Here is a 17,061-nt window from a genome sequence, read left to right as displayed (position 1 = left end):
GACACGATTTTCATCCCCACCACGCGCTCTCACCGACACTGCGTGAGGCGCGACAGCACCCCTGCGATCAGCACAGAAAATCAACAACCATCTGATTAAAAAAGAAAAATGGTGGGCCTGGAGAGACTCGAACTCCCAACCAAGCGGTTATGAGCCGCCGGCTCTAACCATTGAGCTACAGGCCCCTTCGGAAAACGCTATCCGAAACACCGGTTTCGCAATGGTTCGAATCCGGTGGTCACGCTCTAACGCAATTTTTACAGCCCGACAAGCCATTGATGCTTTCGCTAAACAGTGCCGCCGTATTAGCTACACAATCTAAGGCAATACCCGTTCAAGGGACTCAATCAACGAGGAAACACCATGAAGACAAAATCGGCCCGCCTTTTTGCACTTACCGCAATGACAGCAGCAGCCATGATGCCGCTCTCCGGCCAGTTGCTCGCGCAGGAGGCCACCCCGCGTGAAGCCACAATCAGCGTTTCCGGCGAAGGCCAGGCGGCCATCGCTCCTGATATGGCAATCCTGTCGTTCAGCGTCGTCAAGCAGGCAGAGACCGCGGCGGCCGCTCTTTCGGAAAATTCAAAGGCGCTGGCCGATGTTCTGAAGGCGCTGAAGGAGGCGGCGATCGAGGATCGTGACCTGCAGACCAGCAACTTCTCGGTGCAGCCGCTCTACAAGCATTATGAGCCAAAGGACGGCGTCTATGTCGCTCCCGAAATCACCGGTTACCAGGTGTCCAACGGCCTGACCGTGCGGGTGCGGGACCTGAAGAAACTCGGCGCGATCCTCGATACATCCGTCAAGCTCGGCATCAACCAGGGTGGAGACATCAGCTTCACCAACGACAAGCCTGAAGCCACCGTCACCGAGGCTCGCAAACAGGCCGTGGCCGACGCTCTTTCCAAGGCCAAGACCCTGACGGAAGCTGCTGGCGTAAAGCTCGGCCGTGTCATCCAGATCACCGAAAACTCGCAGCGCCCGATGCCGGTGCCGCAGGCCATGATGCGCGCCTCCATGGCGAAGGAAGCGGACAGTGTCCCGATTGCCTCTGGTGAAAACAGCTACAGCGTTGTGGTCAACGTCACCTTCGCGCTCGAGCAATAATCGGCAAGGGGCGGCTTTTGGGTCGCCCGCACCGGCTCGGCCTCCGCCATAGCACAGATAAAATGAAACGCCCCTCGCCACCGTTCAGGAAGCGAGGGGCGTTTTGTCCATCTGCCGGGACGGGGATGCCGGCAGATCGATCAGGATCGCTGCCGTTAGCGGCGGATTACCGGGCAGCCGCGCTCATTGGCGAATACGATGCGGTCACGGCCGTGGCGGTCAAAACCTGCAACGACGACGCGGCGCGGAGATACATCAACAACACGCGCGCGGCGAAGACCCATGCGGCTTGCCTTTTCTTCCGCAAGCCAGGGCGAGCAGCCACGGCGCGGGCGATCCGGGCGGCCCCAGCCGGGACGATGACCATAACCATCCTGAACCTGAACTCGGAACTGTACATCCGAGCCGGCCGAAGCAGCTGGAGCGGTGACGGAAATACCACCAAGGGCGATGAGGGCAGCCAGGCCGGCTTTTGCGAAGGTGCTGAACATGAACTCACTCCGTTTGTTTCTTTGACGGCGGGGGAACATCCCCCGGCGATTGACGAGACCCTAGACTCGTCCATCTGAATATCAGCAGAACCGAATGTTCAGCAGGCGTTCAGGGTGGTTAACGCGCACACCCCGATCAGGATCCGCACATCACGGCGAGATATGCAGCACGACTTCGCGCCGATGCGACTGATCGCGATGTTCGAAGAGATAAAGGCCCTGCCAGGTGCCAAGCACGAGCCTGCCATCCGTGATGGGAACGCCGATGGAAACCATTGTGAGCGCCGATTTGATGTGGGCGGGCATGTCGTCGGGCCCCTCCAGGGTGTGGACAACCCACCGCATGGAAGGATCGCTAGAAGGCGGGACGAGACGGGAGAAAAACTCCGTGAGATCGCGCCGGACGTCGGGATCGGCATTTTCCTGGATGAGCAGGGAACAGGACGTGTGCCGGACAAAGACTGTCAGCAAGCCTTCCGTTACGCCGGCCTGATTTACGAAGCCTTTTGCTTCAGAGGTAAACTCGTAAAGGCCCTGCCCGTGGGTAGAGATGATTATTTTCTTTTGCGGCACGTTTTTCTTTCAAATAGTCGGGAACAAAATCGGCGCTGCGAACGTTGCACCATGTCAAATTCTATCCGATGGCGATAAGTATAAGACGACAGGGCGATAACAGCCCATGACAGCAGAACGGAAAACCGCCACTGCAGTTGCATAAAACGGGGAAGGGTTGGCAATATCATAATGAATTATCCAGGCTATCCCTTCTATAGACAAACACGGCATTTACAGCGCAGGACTGACACAGGGTGCGAAAGACTTTCTCATGGCACCCACTGACTATCGTGTCGATCTGACCAATTGCGACCGCGAGCCCATCCATATCCCCGGCTATATTCAATCCCACGGCTGTCTCATCGCCTGCGATAACGCTTTGCGCATGGTGCTGCGGCATTCGGCAAATTGCTGCGACATTCTGGGTGTGGAAGGTGATATCAATGGCCGGACCGCCGAAGAGGTTCTGGGCAAGGACCTCGTACACAACCTCCGCAACGCGCTGACTGTAACCGGGAGGACAACGCGCCCGGCCATGTTGCCCGCAACGGAAATGGGCGACGGCCGAAGCTTCGACATTTCGCTCCACCGCTACAAATCCACCACGATCATCGAATTCGAACCGTCCCGCAGCGAAACCCAGCCCCTGGGCACCGCACGCAAGATGGTGGATCGCATTCGCGAGGCGGACAGCGTGGAAAGCCTCATCTCCAGAACGACCAGGCTGGTAAAGGCGACGCTTGGCTACGACCGGGTAATGATTTACCGCTTTGAGGAAGATGGAGCCGGCAAGGTCGTCTCGGAAGCAAAGCAACCGGAACTGGAAAGCTTCCTCGGCCAATATTTCCCCGCCAGCGACATACCCCAGCAGGCCCGCACGCTTTATCTCAAGAACACGCTCCGCATTATCTCTGATGCCAGCGGCACACGAATTCCCGTGCTGCCAGCCCTCGATATCTCCGGCGAACCGCTCGACCTCTCTTTCGCGCATCTGCGCAGCGTCTCTCCCATCCATTGCGAGTATCTTCGCAATATGGGCGTCGCCGCTTCCATGTCGATTTCGGTGATTGTCGATGGCGCCCTCTGGGGTCTGATCGCCTGTCACCATTATTCCCCGCGCGTCCTGACCATGCCGGTGAGGATTGCCGCTGAAATGTTTGGAGAATTCTTCTCCATGCATTTGCAGGTCCTCAAGCAGAAACGTCGGCTGGACACCGTCAACCATGCCCATGCCGCGCTCGATCGCTTCCTGCGGCTAGCCGCGCACCACGCCAATATCGAAGAACTGCTGATCGACAGTTTTCAGGATTTTGCCGATCTGATGCCGTGTGATGGTGTCGGCCTCTGGGTAGACAACAACTGGCACGGCCATGGCGCAACACCACCGCATGACGCCATTCCAAGGCTCGCGCGTTTCGTCGCCTCGGCTTCGGAAGGCAGGGTCTGGGCGACCCATGCGCTGTCGCAGGCGATACCTGAGGCGGAAATCTACGCCGACACGGCAGCTGGAATGCTCGCCATCCCACTTTCTCAGGTGAAACAGGACTATCTCCTGTTTTTCCGCAAGGAGATCGTGCAAAATCTGAACTGGGCCGGCAATCCGGAAAAATCTTATGAAACCGGCCCGATGGGGGACCGTCTCACACCACGCAAGAGTTTCGCGATCTGGAAAGAGACGGTGCATCAGAGGGCGCAGCCCTGGTCGGAAGATGACCGGGAAATAGCAGAAGCCGCCAGAATTGCGCTGGTCGAGGTCGCCTTCCATCACAGCGAGCTAATGGCCGGCGAAAGGGAACGCGCCGAAGTGCGCCAGCGCATGTTGAACGAGGAGCTCAACCACCGCGTCAAGAATGTTCTCGCCATCATCAAATCGCTGGTCGGCAATCCCTCACAGGAAGGCAAGACCCTGCAGGAATATGTGGCTGCCCTGAAGGGCCGTATTCAAGCCTTGTCCTTTGCCCATGATCAGATCATCCGAGGCGAAGGCGGCGGCGCGCTGCGCGATCTTCTCGACGCGGAATTGTCGCCGCATCGTTCCCCGGAAACGACGGTGAAACTCGAAGGTCCCCACGTCACACTTGATTCGCGCGCCTTCTCCGTCATGGCGCTCGTTCTGCACGAACTGGCGACGAACGCCGCCAAATACGGCGCGCTTTCGCAGAACGGTGGGCAATTGCATGTGCGCTGGTGGGTCAACGAAAACCGCGATTGCGAAATCGAGTGGCGGGAAGTGCTGACCACCAAACTGCCGACGCCATCCCGCGCCGGCTTCGGCACGGCGCTGATCAGCCGCAGCATTCCTTACGATCTCGGCGGACGCAGTACGTTGCGCTATTTGCCCGATGGATTGGAGGCAGAAATTATGCTGCCCTTCCGTCATGTCTCGTCGGCCACCGAAAGTGTCGAAGTACCCACAGAAAATGAGCCCGCGCGGCAATCCAGCCGCTATAACCGGGAGGAGCCGTTGAAAATATTACTCGTCGAAGATCAGATGTTGATCGCCATGGACGTCGAAAACATGCTCGAGGATAACGGCATCAAAACCATCGAAACGGCGACTTCGTCTGCGATGGCAATTGAAAAGCTGAAAAGCTATGTGCCTGACGTGGCAATTCTCGACATCAATCTCGGTTCGGACACCTCCATTCCCGTCGCCCGGGAACTTCACCGCCGTGGCATCCCGTTCATGTTCGCTACCGGCTACGCCGATGGCAGCATGGTGCCGGATGAATTCGGCGCTGTTCCGGTTATCAGGAAGCCCTATGATGAGGATGCTCTGATGGCCGGGATCGGGGTTTTGGTGGGCGATACGGAGCGCGTTTGAGCGACAAGTGACAAACGTCAACCGAGGTTTTCCGTGCATTTGGAGGGCGGATCATTTTTTAATTCGGCGACCGATCTGCTACCGACCGGTGAAACCCCGTTTCCTTGCTTCAGCTGGCGTGATGACGTCCCCCATCTTAATTCTGAAGGCCGTCACTGCATAGTTATCGACATCCACCTCGCATTGAAACGTGACATCGCGCCAGACGTCGCCGACGTTGAATGCGCCGCCAGTCGCGTCAAGAACATTGCCCGATATACGTCCGCCCGTGTCGGAAAAGCCATACATGCCGCGGGTATCAGCGTAAACCTGTCTTATTTGGGCCAGTGCTTCCGCTTGGCAAAGCTGCACGATACGACGCCGCGGCGGTAGATCGCCAAACATCTGCCGTCTCTGCGCCGGTGTCAGTAGAGCCGATGAAAGCAAACTCTTAGCCGCAGGAAGTTTCGCGGGCTTGTTTTCCCTTGCCTCAGAAGGCTTTTCCTCAGGCGGCTTTGGTTGCGGTACTGGCGGCTGCTCCGGTGACGCTTCTTCTTTCATCGGCGCAACCGCGATCTCTCCCTGCTCGGCGGAAACCTTGAGGTCGCTGTTGGCGGCGGCGGGCGCAGGCTTTTCCTCGGCCGCTTTCTCGGGCTCGCGCGGCGGTTCTGCGGATGGCTGTGTCTTTTCCGCTTCTTCAGTCTTGCCGGCCTTGTCCTCAGGATCTGCCTGCGCCTCTTCCGGCCGCATGGCGATGGAAGGCAACGTCGCCTGCGGTTGCGGCACCGGTTTCGCTTCTTCAGCCGGTGGCGCGGGAGGTGGTGGCGGAGGTTGCGGTTTTTCCTCTTTCGCCTTCTCCTCACCGGGCGGCGGGGCCTCTTCTGCCTTTTTTTCCTCAGGCGGTGGCACCAGATCGACGCTGATGCTTTCCGGTTCCTGCGGCTCGGCTACACGCTCCGGCAATTCGAAAAGGAAAATCGCCACGACGACAAGATGCAGAAGAACGGAGACGGGCATAGCCCATCCCTTCCACCGCCACCTTCCTGCCGAAACCTGTTGCATCTTACTGAACCAAATCGAACCCGGACATATCCAGCGGAAGCGGATCGCCTGCCTCACACATAGGGCTTGTCGCAGAGTTCGCCAGTGCGGAAAACAAAAAACCCGGCCAGAGCTGACTGACCGGGTTCAATTTTAAAGGAAGCAAAAGCTTAGCTGTCGAGGAAGCTGCGGAGCTTTCTCGAGCGGCTTGGGTGCTTCAGCTTGCGCAGCGCCTTCGCCTCGATCTGGCGAATACGTTCTCGCGTAACCGAGAACTGCTGGCCGACCTCTTCCAGCGTATGGTCCGTGTTCATGCCGATGCCGAAGCGCATGCGCAGAACACGTTCCTCACGCGGTGTCAGCGAGGCCAATACGCGGGTGGTCGTTTCACGCAGGTTCGCCTGAATGGCGGCGTCGATCGGCAGCAGCGCGTTCTTGTCCTCGATGAAGTCACCGAGATGCGAATCCTCTTCGTCACCCACGGGGGTTTCGAGCGAGATCGGCTCCTTGGCGATCTTCAGAACCTTGCGCACCTTTTCCAGCGGCATGGCCAGCTTTTCGGCTAGTTCTTCCGGGGTCGGCTCGCGGCCAATCTCGTGCAGCATCTGGCGCGAGGTGCGAACGATCTTGTTGATCGTTTCGATCATGTGCACCGGAATACGGATCGTGCGGGCCTGGTCAGCAATCGAGCGGGTGATCGCCTGTCTGATCCACCATGTCGCATAGGTCGAGAACTTGTAACCGCGACGGTATTCAAACTTGTCCACCGCCTTCATCAGGCCGATATTGCCTTCCTGAATGAGATCGAGGAACTGCAGACCACGGTTCGTATACTTCTTCGCAATCGAGATCACGAGACGCAGGTTGGCCTCGACCATCTCCTTCTTGGCGATGCGCGCTTCGCGCTCACCCTTCTGCACCATCGAAACGATGCGACGGAATTCGGCGATGGAAATGCCGGTTTCCGTGGAGAGGTTCTGGATCTCCTGGCGGATTTCCCGGATCGTGTTGCTTTCTTCGCGCGCGAATTCCTTCCAGCCGCGGGCGGCCAGATTGGCGATCGACTTCATCCAGTTCGGATCGAGTTCCGCACCGTGATACTGCTCGAGGAAGCTGTCGCGCTTGACGCCATAGGATTCGGCAAGGCGCAGCAGCCGGCCTTCGTTCTGCATCAGACGCTTGGAAATGTCGTAGAGCTGCTCGACAAGGCTGTCGATGCGGTTCTGGTTCAGCGAAAGCGACTTCACGGCCGTGATCAGCTGATCCTTCAATTCCTTGTAACGGCGCTCCTGGCCGGAAGAGAGCGTACCGGTGCAGGCCAGACGCGCTTCCACCTGCTGATCCTGAAGCTTGCGCAGCTTCTTGTAGGTGTCGGCAATGGTGTCGAGCGTTTCCATGACCTGCGGACGCAGTTCGGCTTCCATCGCGGCAAGGGAAAGATTGGACTCGTCGTCGTCCTCTTCTTCCTCTTCCGGCGGCAGGCCGTCACCACCAACATCGGTGACATCCTCGTCACCGGTCGGAGCACGCAGCTTGCGGGTCTTTTCCTTTTCTTCGGCGGCCTTGCGGTCGGCCTCGATCTTTTCCGGGCTCTGGAACTGCGGCGCAGCCTTGGCTTCCGGGCCGGAATAGGTCGTTTCGAGATCGATGATCTCGCGCAGCAGCGTGGTGCCTTCGTTGAGTTCGTCGCGCCAGATGATCAGCGCCTGGAACGTCAGCGGGCTTTCGCACAGGCCCGAAATCATCGTCTCGCGGCCAGCCTCGATGCGCTTTGCGATGGCGATTTCGCCTTCGCGCGACAGAAGCTCGACAGAACCCATCTCGCGCAGATACATGCGCACGGGGTCGTCGGTGCGGTCGGTTGGTTCTTTCTTCTTGGCGGTCGCAAGCGCGGTGCCGCTGGAAGGCGCAAGTTCGCCACCCTCGGAATCGTCACCGTCGGAATCGCCGTCGTCATCGCCACCGGCGGCTTCCTCGGCATCCTCGTCCTCGATCACGTTGATGCCCATGTCGGACAGCATCGCCATCGTGTCTTCGATCTGCTCGGAGGTCACCTCTTCGGACGGCAGGACGGAATTCAGCTCGTCCATCGTCACATAGCCGCGCTTCTTGGCGGCCTTGATCATTTTCTTGACCGCGTCATCCGAAAGGTCGAGAAGCGGGCCGTCCGTCGCACCGTCGCGTTCGTTTTCTGCTTCTTCGTTTTCTTTGACTTTGGTTGCCATCTATCTCGTCGCTTTCCCTGACGCTAACACCTGTTCCGCCGCATCGCCGTCCGCCCCTTGAGCATCCGGCGCATTGCCGCGAATCACTGTCAGACACCTAACGGAGTGATCTTTAATTGCCGATTAACCACGGCAGCCTCAGGCAGAATGCAAGGACAGTGCACCCGGAAATGCTTGCTCATGCAATTTCTATCCGCCAAGGCTCATTCCACCTTACTTTTCCTGAATTGGTGATTCCCGCTATTTCCCGCCCCGTCAAGCCTTTGAAGGCGAGACAGCCACGGAAATTCTTAAAAAGAGCCGCATTTTGCGAATTATCACCAGACTATCCCCTATTTAGGACGCCTGCCGCAAAAGGCAACCCCACACACCTTTCAATTCTTGCCGCGACCATCATCCATGACCGACGGCCGGTCCCTTCACCCGGCCGGACATGACCCCGAAACCATCGATGATGGCCTCCTGATTTTCCATTCGGCCGATCTCCAGCTGAACCTCGGCAAGCGCGCGCACCAGAAGGGTGCCGCGCTCATCATCCGTCGCCTCGGCAATTTCGCGCTCGAGCTCCTTTTTCTGCCAGAGGAGCGACTTTGTCCTTTTGTGCAGGGAAAGCGCCTGCACGTAACCTTCCCGTGCATCCTCCATCGCCGCCTCGCCGGTCGCCGTCCACAGACGGGCATTGCGCACCTGCTGATCCATGGTTTTCAGCAGTACGTCGAAGCCCTGCTGCGACAGGCGCTCGATCAGCCCCGCCCGCGATATCGCAGCCGCATTTTCGGCCGCGTAGGTCAGAACCGTAGACCACAGGCGTTGCAGGTCACGGTTCTCATAGTCGATCGCGGCGATCTCGTCATATTCCTCGAGAAGCAGTTCGGGATGGTTGACGATGGTGATGGCCAGAACGCTTTCCCGAAGCGACGGCTTGGTCTGATAACCCCTGACGAGGCCGGATTGCGCCAACCGTTCCGAAATACTGCTGGCAGGTGTCGCCATAGCCCCACCCCGGCCCGGTGCGTTACGCTGAAAGCCACGCCCCGGCGCCTGTGCGCCATTGCGGCGGAAATTGCCACCTTGCTGCCCGCCTGCCTGAAAGCGCGGCTGGAAGAAGGCATTCAGCCTGTCACGCATGTCCTGTTGATAGAAGCGCCGCACCGTCTCGTCACCGATAACGGCCACGATCTGCCGCAGGCGGCTCTCAAGCTGGGCACGCTTTTCCGGCGTATCGAAAGTAACGCCTGAGGTCTCGCGGCTCCAGATCATCGCGGCCAGCGGCTTTGCCTCGGAAAGAACGCGGTCGAAAGGCGCCCTACCCTCCAGACGCACGAGATCATCCGGATCCTTGCCGTCGGGCAGAAGCGCGAAGCTGACGGAGCGATCCGGCTTGATATGTGGCAAGGCGAGATCAGCGGCACGGTTGGCGGCGCGAATGCCGGCGCCGTCGCCATCGAAGCAGAGGATCGGCTGCGGCGACATCTTCCAGAGCAGATCGAGCTGGCTTTCGGTCAAGGCAGTGCCGAGCGGTGCGACGGCATTTTCGACGCCCGCCTGATAAAGCGCAATGACATCCATATACCCTTCGACTGCAATGACCGTGCCGCCCGCCGCCTGTGAGGCCCGACGTGCACGGGCGAAATTATAGAGAACATTGCCCTTGTGAAAGAGCTCGGTCTCGTTGGAATTGAGATATTTCGCCACCGCATCCGAAGCCATGGCGCGGCCGCCGAAGGCAATCACCTTTTCCCGCGAGGACAGGATCGGGAACATGATGCGGTCGCGAAAACGGTCATAGGAGACCGGCACGTTTTCATGGACCACCAGCCCGCAGGCTTCCATCTGCTCCTTCGACACACCCTTGCTTGCCAGATGCTCCTTCAGCGCGTTGCGACTGTCAGGCGCATAACCCAGCCGAAAAGTCTCGATGGTACGACCGGTCAACCCGCGATCGCGCAGATAAGCCCGAGCCCGAGCGCCGAGCGCCGTCTGCAGCTGATCCTGAAAGAACAGCGTCGCCATTTCCATGACATCCTGCAGAGAGGTGCGCTCACGCTCCCGCTTCTCCGCCTGCGGATCGGGCTGCGGCATGGAAATGCCGGCCATATCGGCGATCTGCTGCACGGCTTCCGGGAAACTTAAGCCCTCAAGCTCGGTCAGAAAGCGGAAATGATCGCCGGAAACGCCGCAACCAAAGCAATGATACCGCCCTTTGCGGTCCTCACAGTGAAAGCTCGGGCTTTTTTCGCCATGGAACGGGCAGCAGGCCCAATAATCCCCCCGCGGCGCATTGGTCTTCTTCTTGTCCCAGGACACGCGTCTGCCGATCACATCGGAGATGTTCACGCGGTCGCGTATCTCATCAAGGAAAGAGTTGGAAAAGCGCATGGGTTACCTGTTCGAGGCCGGTCTTTCATATAAGCGCAGAATGGCGCCAGCACCAACCCTATGAACCAGTTCACAGCCACAATACCCGTTATTCACAGGGTGGCGCAAAAGCTGGCACAGCCCTTTGCGCCTGCTTCAGGCAAATTTGTGGCACTGCATCATCACTAAAAATTATGTTTTTGTAATTTGAGCAGTCCGTCCGCGCGATGTAAAAACATAGCCACAGTCAAAGCAACGAAATCACAGCAATCTGCCGACGCCCTGCAGGCACGTCCCCCGAAAAAGCCTGCGCTCGAGAGCATTCTGATCCGCCGGAATGCCGTTTCGTCGACAGAAAAAGGCAGGGCAGCCCACATCTGCCCTGCCTTTACTTTTTCCCGCAACGCCGAATTTACTTCAGCAGTTCCTTCACGACGCCCGAGGCTTTCGCAAAGTCGATCTGACCGGGATAACGTTCCTTCAGCGCATTCATGCATTTGCCCATGTCACGCAGGCCGGAAGCACCGGTTTCGGCGATGACGGCCTGGCAAAGTTCGCGCACCTTCTCGGCCGGAATTTCTTCCGGCATGAATTCCTTGATGATGACGATTTCTTCGCGCTCCTGAGCGGCAAGTTCGGGACGGCCCGCACCTTCATAGATGCTGGCGGATTCTTCCCGCTGCTTCACCATCTTGGTCAGAATCTGCATGATATCTTCATCGCTGACGGGGTCCTTGCCCACGCCGCGATTGGCGATATCGCGATCCTTGATGGCCGTCTGGATGAGACGCACGGTCGAGGTGCGGCGTGCATCACGAGCCTTCAATGCGTCCTTCAAAGCGTTTGCGAACGTGTCGCGCATCATTTTTCTTCTCCTTGGGAAAGCGCTTTCCGCAGCTTCTCGATACGGAAACTTTCCACCTCATTTTTCGAAACGACATAAACGAGCCGACACGCTCAAGCAAATCAAATGCATAAGACCTTGAAAATACGGCGGTTTAATTCCACGTAAATCTTGGCCCTGCGGTTGACCGCTTGGGCTGCTTTCGTTATTTTCCGGCACCTGCACGAGATTTTAACGAAGGGTCGGAACGCGAGCTTTATCGCGCGCCCCTTTATGTCACGAAGCCTGCGACAAAAATGGCCCCTTACCCCCTGCCTTTCAAGAGGCGGGGTGCGAAGCGGCAGAAACGGAACGAGATGACCGAGACAGCGCCCTGGACTACCCGCAAACCGACCGCAATGCTTGTTCTTGCCGATGGCACAGTGATTGAAGGAACGGGCATCGGCGCAACCGGTAAGGTTCAGGCCGAGGTCTGCTTCAACACGGCGCTGACGGGTTACGAGGAAATCCTCACCGACCCCTCCTATCTCGGCCAGATCGTTACCTTCACCTTCCCGCATATCGGCAATGTCGGCACCAATGAAGAAGATATCGAAGACCTGACGCCCGCCGCCCGCCGCGGCGCCGTCGGCGTCATCTTCAAGGCCGACATCACCGACCCCTCGAACTTCCGCGCGGTCAAGCATCTGGATGCCTGGCTGAAGGCCCGCGGCGTCATCGGCCTCTGCGGCATAGACACCCGCGCCCTGACGGCATGGATCCGCGAAAACGGTGCGCCGAACGCGGTTATCGCCCATGATCCGAACGGCGTCTTCGATATCGAAGCCCTGAAGGCGGAAGCCAAGGCATGGAGCGGCCTCGTCGGCCTCGACCTCGCCATAGAAGCCACCTCCGGCCAGTCTTCCACCTGGGCGGAAACGCCGTGGGTCTGGAACAAGGGTTACGGCACGCTCGGCGAAGCCGATGCGAAGTATCACGTCGTCTGCGTCGATTTTGGCGTCAAGCGCAACATCCTGCGTCTGTTTGCCGGTCTCGATTGCAAGGTCACGGTCGTTCCGGCCCAGACTTCGGCTGAAGACATCATGGCGCTGAAGCCGGATGGCGTGTTCCTGTCCAACGGTCCCGGAGACCCGGCCGCGACGGGCGAATATGCCGTTCCCGTTATCCAGAACCTCATCAAGACCGACCTGCCGATCTTCGGCATCTGCCTCGGCCACCAGATGCTCGGCCTTGCGGTTGGCGCAAAGACCGAAAAGATGCATCAGGGCCACCATGGCGCCAACCATCCTGTCAAGGACTTCACGACCGGCAAGGTGGAAATCGTTTCGATGAACCACGGCTTTGCGGTGGATACCAAGTCGCTGCCCGAGGGCGTAGAAGAGACCCACATCTCGCTGTTCGACGGTACCAATTGCGGCCTGCGCATCACCGGCAAGCCGGTCTTCTCCGTCCAGCACCACCCGGAAGCATCGCCGGGCCCGCAGGACAGCCACTATCTCTTCCGCCGCTTCGTCAACCTGCTGCGTGAAAAGAAGGGTGAGGCAGCGCTCGCCGAGCGCTGATACTTTTCCAATCCGGACGTTACATACGGCCCGCTTCTCAGCGGGCCGTTTTCATTTCACGCTTCACAAGCAGCACGAAGCGGATGGTAAGAAGAACGGCGGCTGTCGAAAGACCGATCACAAAGCCGAACCAGACACCGCGCCCGCCGAAACCGAGCGGAAAAGCCATGGTCCAGGCAAGCGCCAGCCCAATCGGCCAATAGGAGATCAGCGCCAGCATCGCCGGTATACGCGCATCCTTCAACCCGCGTAGCAGGCCTGCCGTGACCGCCTGAATGCCATCGACAAGCTGGAAGATGCCGGCAATCACCACCAGGCTGCTCGCATAAGCCAGCACTTCCGCAGCTTCCGGAAGTTTGGGATCAAGGAACCACTTCGCCAGAAATTCCGGCACCGCCGCAAATAGGATGCCACCGCACAGGGCGATGCCACAGGCGATGGCGTAAATCATGATCGAAGCGCGGATGAGGTTCTTGAAGTCCCCCTGGCCCCGCGCCACGCCGACGCGAACGGTCGCTGCCTGCGAAAGGCCGAGCGGGATCATGAAGGCGATGGAAGCGAGCTGCAGGGCAATGCCGTGCGCCGCGAGCTGTACCGTGCCGATCTGCCCCATCAGGATCGAGGCGGCAGCAAACAGGGTCACCTCGGCAAGAATGGTGATGCTGATCGGCAGGCCAAGACGCAGCACTTCGAAAAGCGCATGCCAGTCTGGCCGCCAGAAGCGCACGAACAGCTCGTATTTCTTCGTTTCCTCGCGCGTCTGCACATACGCCACGATGAAGATGAAGCTGAAGGCGTTGACGATGACCGCAACCACGGCCGCGCCATTCATGCCCATGGCCGGCAGCCCGAAATGCCCGAACACAAGAGCATAGGCGAGTATACCATTCATCACCAGCATGATGATGGTGACATAAAGAATGATGCCTGCGCGGCCGATGGCGCTGACAAGGCCACGCAGCACATAAAACAGCAGCGCCGGCAGAAGGCCGAACTTGGCGATGGCGAGATAATGGCCTGTCAGCGACGCCACATCCGGGTTCTGCCCAAGCGCAACCAGGATGCGCTCGGCATTCATGAAGATCGGCAGCGTCAGAAGCCAGTACGCGATCGCCACCCACATGCCCATGCGCAACGAGCGGCGCGCAGATGTCGCATCGCCCTGCCCGTAAGCCTGCGCCACCATGGGCACAACGGCGACCGAGAAGCCTGTACCAAAAATAAAAACGACAAAGAAAAACTGCCCGGCCAGCACCATGGCCGCCAGCTTCTCTGCACCCAGCTGACCGACGATCACCATATCGGTGGTATGGATGCCAAGCTGCGCGAGCTGCGCGCCGATAAGCGGAATCCCGAGAACAAGCGTAGCCTTGAAATGAGAAAACCACGACCCCGATCCGGAAGGAACGGTTCCTGCAACAACCGACGAAGACATTGTAATTCACCCGAACATTGGCCGTTGCCCGCGATTTGCGCAACGGCAGCACGAGGATGAATAAAATAATCGCTGTCTGCATGCAACCGGCAGCAGTGCATGGTTAAAAATTACGCAGTTCTGAAACGGCTCGACAAATTCGCAATACGAGCCCTCACCAAACACAAGTTTAGTCGAATTTTACCATTCGCCTTTATCCATTAGAACATCGAATAGTTCTTCTAAAATCATAAGCTGCATGACGCAGAATATTCCCGCCTTCGAGGCATGTTTCCCCAACCATTGTTCAAGATGACCTTATCGGTGCATCGGGCTTCAAGGATCTGTAGCTTGCCAAAGAAAACCAATCTTATGACGCGCATTCTGGTTGCCGCGTCATCTCTTGTCGTCGCCGCCTTTGCGGGCTTCTCGTATTATATCGACAGCCTTCAGCATCGGGTCACCACCGAAGCGGTGGCGGAAAATATCGATTCTTCCGGCAAGCAGGCCGCCCAGAGCATCGCGAATTGGCTGAATGGCCGCATCATGCTGACGGAAACCGTGGCAAAGACGCTTGCCAAGCTTCCCGAGGACGGTGCGAAGCTGCAGTTTCTGGAGAATGAGGTGCTGACCGCGCAATTCATGTCCACCTATTTTGGCAATGCGGAAACCGGCACCTTCACCACCTTCCCGAAGACACCGCTGCCGGAAGGTTACGATCCACGCAAACGCCCGTGGTATCTGGATGCTGTGAAGGCCGGCAAAACCGTTCTCACCGAGCCCTATAATGACGCCTCGACCGGCGGGCTCATCATCACGGCCGCCATTCCCGTCTCCGTCAACGGCAAGCTTGCCGGTGTGACAGGCAGCGATTTCTCGCTCGACTCCCTGGTCAAGATGATCACGTCCGTGGATGCCGGCAAGGACGGGTATGCCTTCCTGGTCAGCAAGGATGGCAAGATCCTCATCCACCCCGATGCAAAATTCGTCGACAAACCGCTGACCGATCTCTTCAAAGTCGATACGCCGGTGATTTCTTCTGCAATTTCCCAGACGGAAATCGACGGCAAGGGCAAGATCACGAGCTTCATTCCGGTCGCCGGCCTGCCTTCGGTCGACTGGTATCTTGGCTTTGTTGTTGATTCCGATGTTGCCTATGGCGCCATCGGGCAGTTCCGCATGGCCGCCACCATCGCCACCATTCTCGCCGCCACGATCATGATCGGCCTGCTGGCGACCGTGCTCTCCCGCTTCATCGTTCGCCCGGTAACGCAGATGACCTCCGCCATGGAAGGCCTGGCTGCCGGCAATCTCGAGGTCGCCATTCCTGGCCAGGAACGCACCGATCAGATCGGCTCCATGGCTGCGGCCGTTGCCGTGTTCCGCTCGAACGCCATGGAACGCCTGCGGCTCGAAGGGGACGCCGAACAGAACCGCACACTTTCCGAACAGGAGCGTAACGAGCGGGAACGACTGGCAGCAAAAGACGCGGCCGATATTCAGTTTGCAGTCGATTCACTGGCAAAGGGTCTTGCTCATCTCTCCAACGGCGATCTCAATTATCGTATCGATACGCCGTTTGTGTCCCGCATCGATCGCCTGCGCGACGACTTCAACAATTCCGTTGCGAAGCTGAATGCTGCGCTCAGCACCGTCGGACAGAACGCGCTTGCGATCGATGCCGGTGCCGGCGAAATTCGCCAGTCAGCCGACGATCTGGCGCGACGCACCGAACAGCAGGCAGCCTCCGTGGAAGAAACGGCGGCGGCGCTTGAGGAAATCACCACGACTGTCAAGGATTCCGCCCGCCGTGCGGAAGAAGTCGGCCGCTTGGTCGACCGCGCCCGCGGCAATGCCGAACAGTCCGGCGTCATCGTCGAAGATGCCGTACGCGCCATGGAAGGCATCGAAAAATCATCTTCCGAGATCAGCAACATCATCGGCGTGATCGACGAGATCGCCTTCCAGACCAACCTGCTCGCACTGAATGCCGGTGTTGAAGCCGCCCGCGCCGGCGAGGCCGGCAAGGGTTTTGCTGTCGTCGCCCAGGAAGTCCGTGAACTTGCCCAGCGTTCCGCCAATGCGGCAAAGGAGATCAAGACGCTGATCAACGCCTCCACCTCACAGGTGCAGTCCGGCGTCGAACTCGTCGGCAATGCCGGCAAGGCGCTGGAAACCATCGTCCGCGAAGTGCAGGAGATCAACCGCCACATCGACGCGATCGTCACCGCATCGCGCGAACAGTCGACCGGCCTCCAGGAAATCAACACCGCCATCAACACCATCGATCAGGGCACGCAGCAGAATGCCGCCATGGTCGAGGAGCAGACGGCAGCAAGTCATGGCCTCGCCTCGGAAGCGGCGGCGCTGAATGAGTTGCTAGCGCAGTTCCAGCTCGCCACGGCTACGCGGCGGCAGGTGGAATATGGGCGGGCTGCTTAAGGGAGAATGGATATTGGCCGATCGTTATAGCACCGGATCATGGCCAACCATCACCACGCTCGACGTCATCCTCAGGCTTGTCCCGAGGATCCAACCACGTCTCGTATAAAACATACGTCGCAGATGCTCGGGACACGCCCGAGCATGACGGAGGTGAAATCTTACGCCTTTCTCACCCTCATGGCCGGAGCGATCCGGCCATTTTTTTGTCCACCCTCC

At 58.6% G+C, this 17,061-nt stretch carries 11 protein-coding genes and 1 tRNA gene; 4 read left to right on the top strand and 8 right to left on the bottom strand.

The window, feature by feature from the left end:
• Positions 1-109: 109 nt before the first annotated feature.
• Positions 110-185 (bottom strand) — tRNA-Ile (locus tag WA845_RS06870).
• 178 nt (positions 186-363) lie between these two features.
• Here WA845_RS06870 and WA845_RS06865 point away from each other — a divergent pair.
• Entirely contained in the window at positions 364-1,107 is a 744-nt protein-coding gene (locus tag WA845_RS06865) for an SIMPL domain-containing protein (RefSeq protein WP_004442875.1), read from the top strand.
• Between the two features lie 155 nt (positions 1,108-1,262).
• Here the strand turns inward: WA845_RS06865 and WA845_RS06860 are convergent, their stop codons facing one another.
• Positions 1,263-1,598: a hypothetical protein gene (locus WA845_RS06860; RefSeq protein WP_004442876.1), complete on the bottom strand. Its 336-nt coding sequence runs from the start codon at positions 1,596-1,598 to the stop codon at positions 1,263-1,265.
• A 150-nt stretch (positions 1,599-1,748) separates the two neighbouring features.
• Positions 1,749-2,171, bottom strand: a complete 423-nt coding sequence (locus tag WA845_RS06855; protein WP_045531971.1) for a secondary thiamine-phosphate synthase enzyme YjbQ — start codon at positions 2,169-2,171, stop codon at positions 1,749-1,751.
• A gap of 253 nt (positions 2,172-2,424) precedes the next feature.
• On the opposite strand from WA845_RS06855, the gene WA845_RS06850 reads away from it, so the two are divergent.
• The gene (locus WA845_RS06850; RefSeq protein ID WP_112554040.1) at positions 2,425-4,977 is read left to right on the top strand and encodes an HWE histidine kinase domain-containing protein; all 2,553 of its coding nucleotides are present in this window, start codon (positions 2,425-2,427) and stop codon (positions 4,975-4,977) included.
• Positions 4,978-5,055: 78 nt separating this feature from the next.
• Here WA845_RS06850 and WA845_RS06845 read toward each other — a convergent pair whose 3' ends face one another.
• From WA845_RS06845 to WA845_RS06830, 4 genes are all read right to left on the bottom strand, one after another.
• Positions 5,056-5,973, bottom strand: coding sequence for a DUF930 domain-containing protein (locus tag WA845_RS06845; protein WP_004442882.1), 918 nt, complete (start codon positions 5,971-5,973; stop codon positions 5,056-5,058).
• Between the two features lie 194 nt (positions 5,974-6,167).
• A complete protein-coding gene (gene rpoD / locus WA845_RS06840) occupies positions 6,168-8,222 on the bottom strand; it encodes an RNA polymerase sigma factor RpoD (RefSeq protein WP_004442883.1) in 2,055 nt (684 codons plus the stop codon).
• A gap of 393 nt (positions 8,223-8,615) precedes the next feature.
• Positions 8,616-10,601, bottom strand: a complete 1,986-nt coding sequence (dnaG, locus tag WA845_RS06835; protein ID WP_045531976.1) for a DNA primase — start codon at positions 10,599-10,601, stop codon at positions 8,616-8,618.
• Positions 10,602-10,992: 391 nt separating this feature from the next.
• Positions 10,993-11,445: a GatB/YqeY domain-containing protein gene (locus tag WA845_RS06830; RefSeq protein ID WP_112554041.1), complete on the bottom strand. Its 453-nt coding sequence runs from the start codon at positions 11,443-11,445 to the stop codon at positions 10,993-10,995.
• Positions 11,446-11,780: 335 nt separating this feature from the next.
• On the opposite strand from WA845_RS06830, the gene carA reads away from it, so the two are divergent.
• Complete coding sequence (carA, locus tag WA845_RS06825; RefSeq protein ID WP_045531978.1) at positions 11,781-12,986, top strand: glutamine-hydrolyzing carbamoyl-phosphate synthase small subunit; 1,206 nt, start codon at positions 11,781-11,783, stop codon at positions 12,984-12,986.
• 37 nt (positions 12,987-13,023) lie between these two features.
• Here the strand turns inward: carA and WA845_RS06820 are convergent, their stop codons facing one another.
• Positions 13,024-14,421 carry an MATE family efflux transporter gene (locus WA845_RS06820; protein WP_112554042.1) on the bottom strand — a complete coding sequence of 466 codons (1,398 nt, stop codon included), beginning with the start codon at positions 14,419-14,421 and terminating at the stop codon, positions 13,024-13,026.
• A 330-nt stretch (positions 14,422-14,751) separates the two neighbouring features.
• On the opposite strand from WA845_RS06820, the gene mcpU reads away from it, so the two are divergent.
• Positions 14,752-16,842: a methyl-accepting chemotaxis protein McpU gene (gene mcpU / locus WA845_RS06815; RefSeq protein WP_112554043.1), complete on the top strand. Its 2,091-nt coding sequence runs from the start codon at positions 14,752-14,754 to the stop codon at positions 16,840-16,842.
• The last annotated feature ends 219 nt before the right edge of the window (positions 16,843-17,061 follow it).

It is taken from the genome of Agrobacterium sp. CMT1 (genome assembly GCF_037203725.1).
In the GTDB taxonomy this organism is placed as follows: domain Bacteria; phylum Pseudomonadota; class Alphaproteobacteria; order Rhizobiales; family Rhizobiaceae; genus Agrobacterium; species Agrobacterium pusense.
Note: the sequence above shows the minus strand (reverse complement) of the source record. Positions and strands in the feature narration are given on the sequence as shown.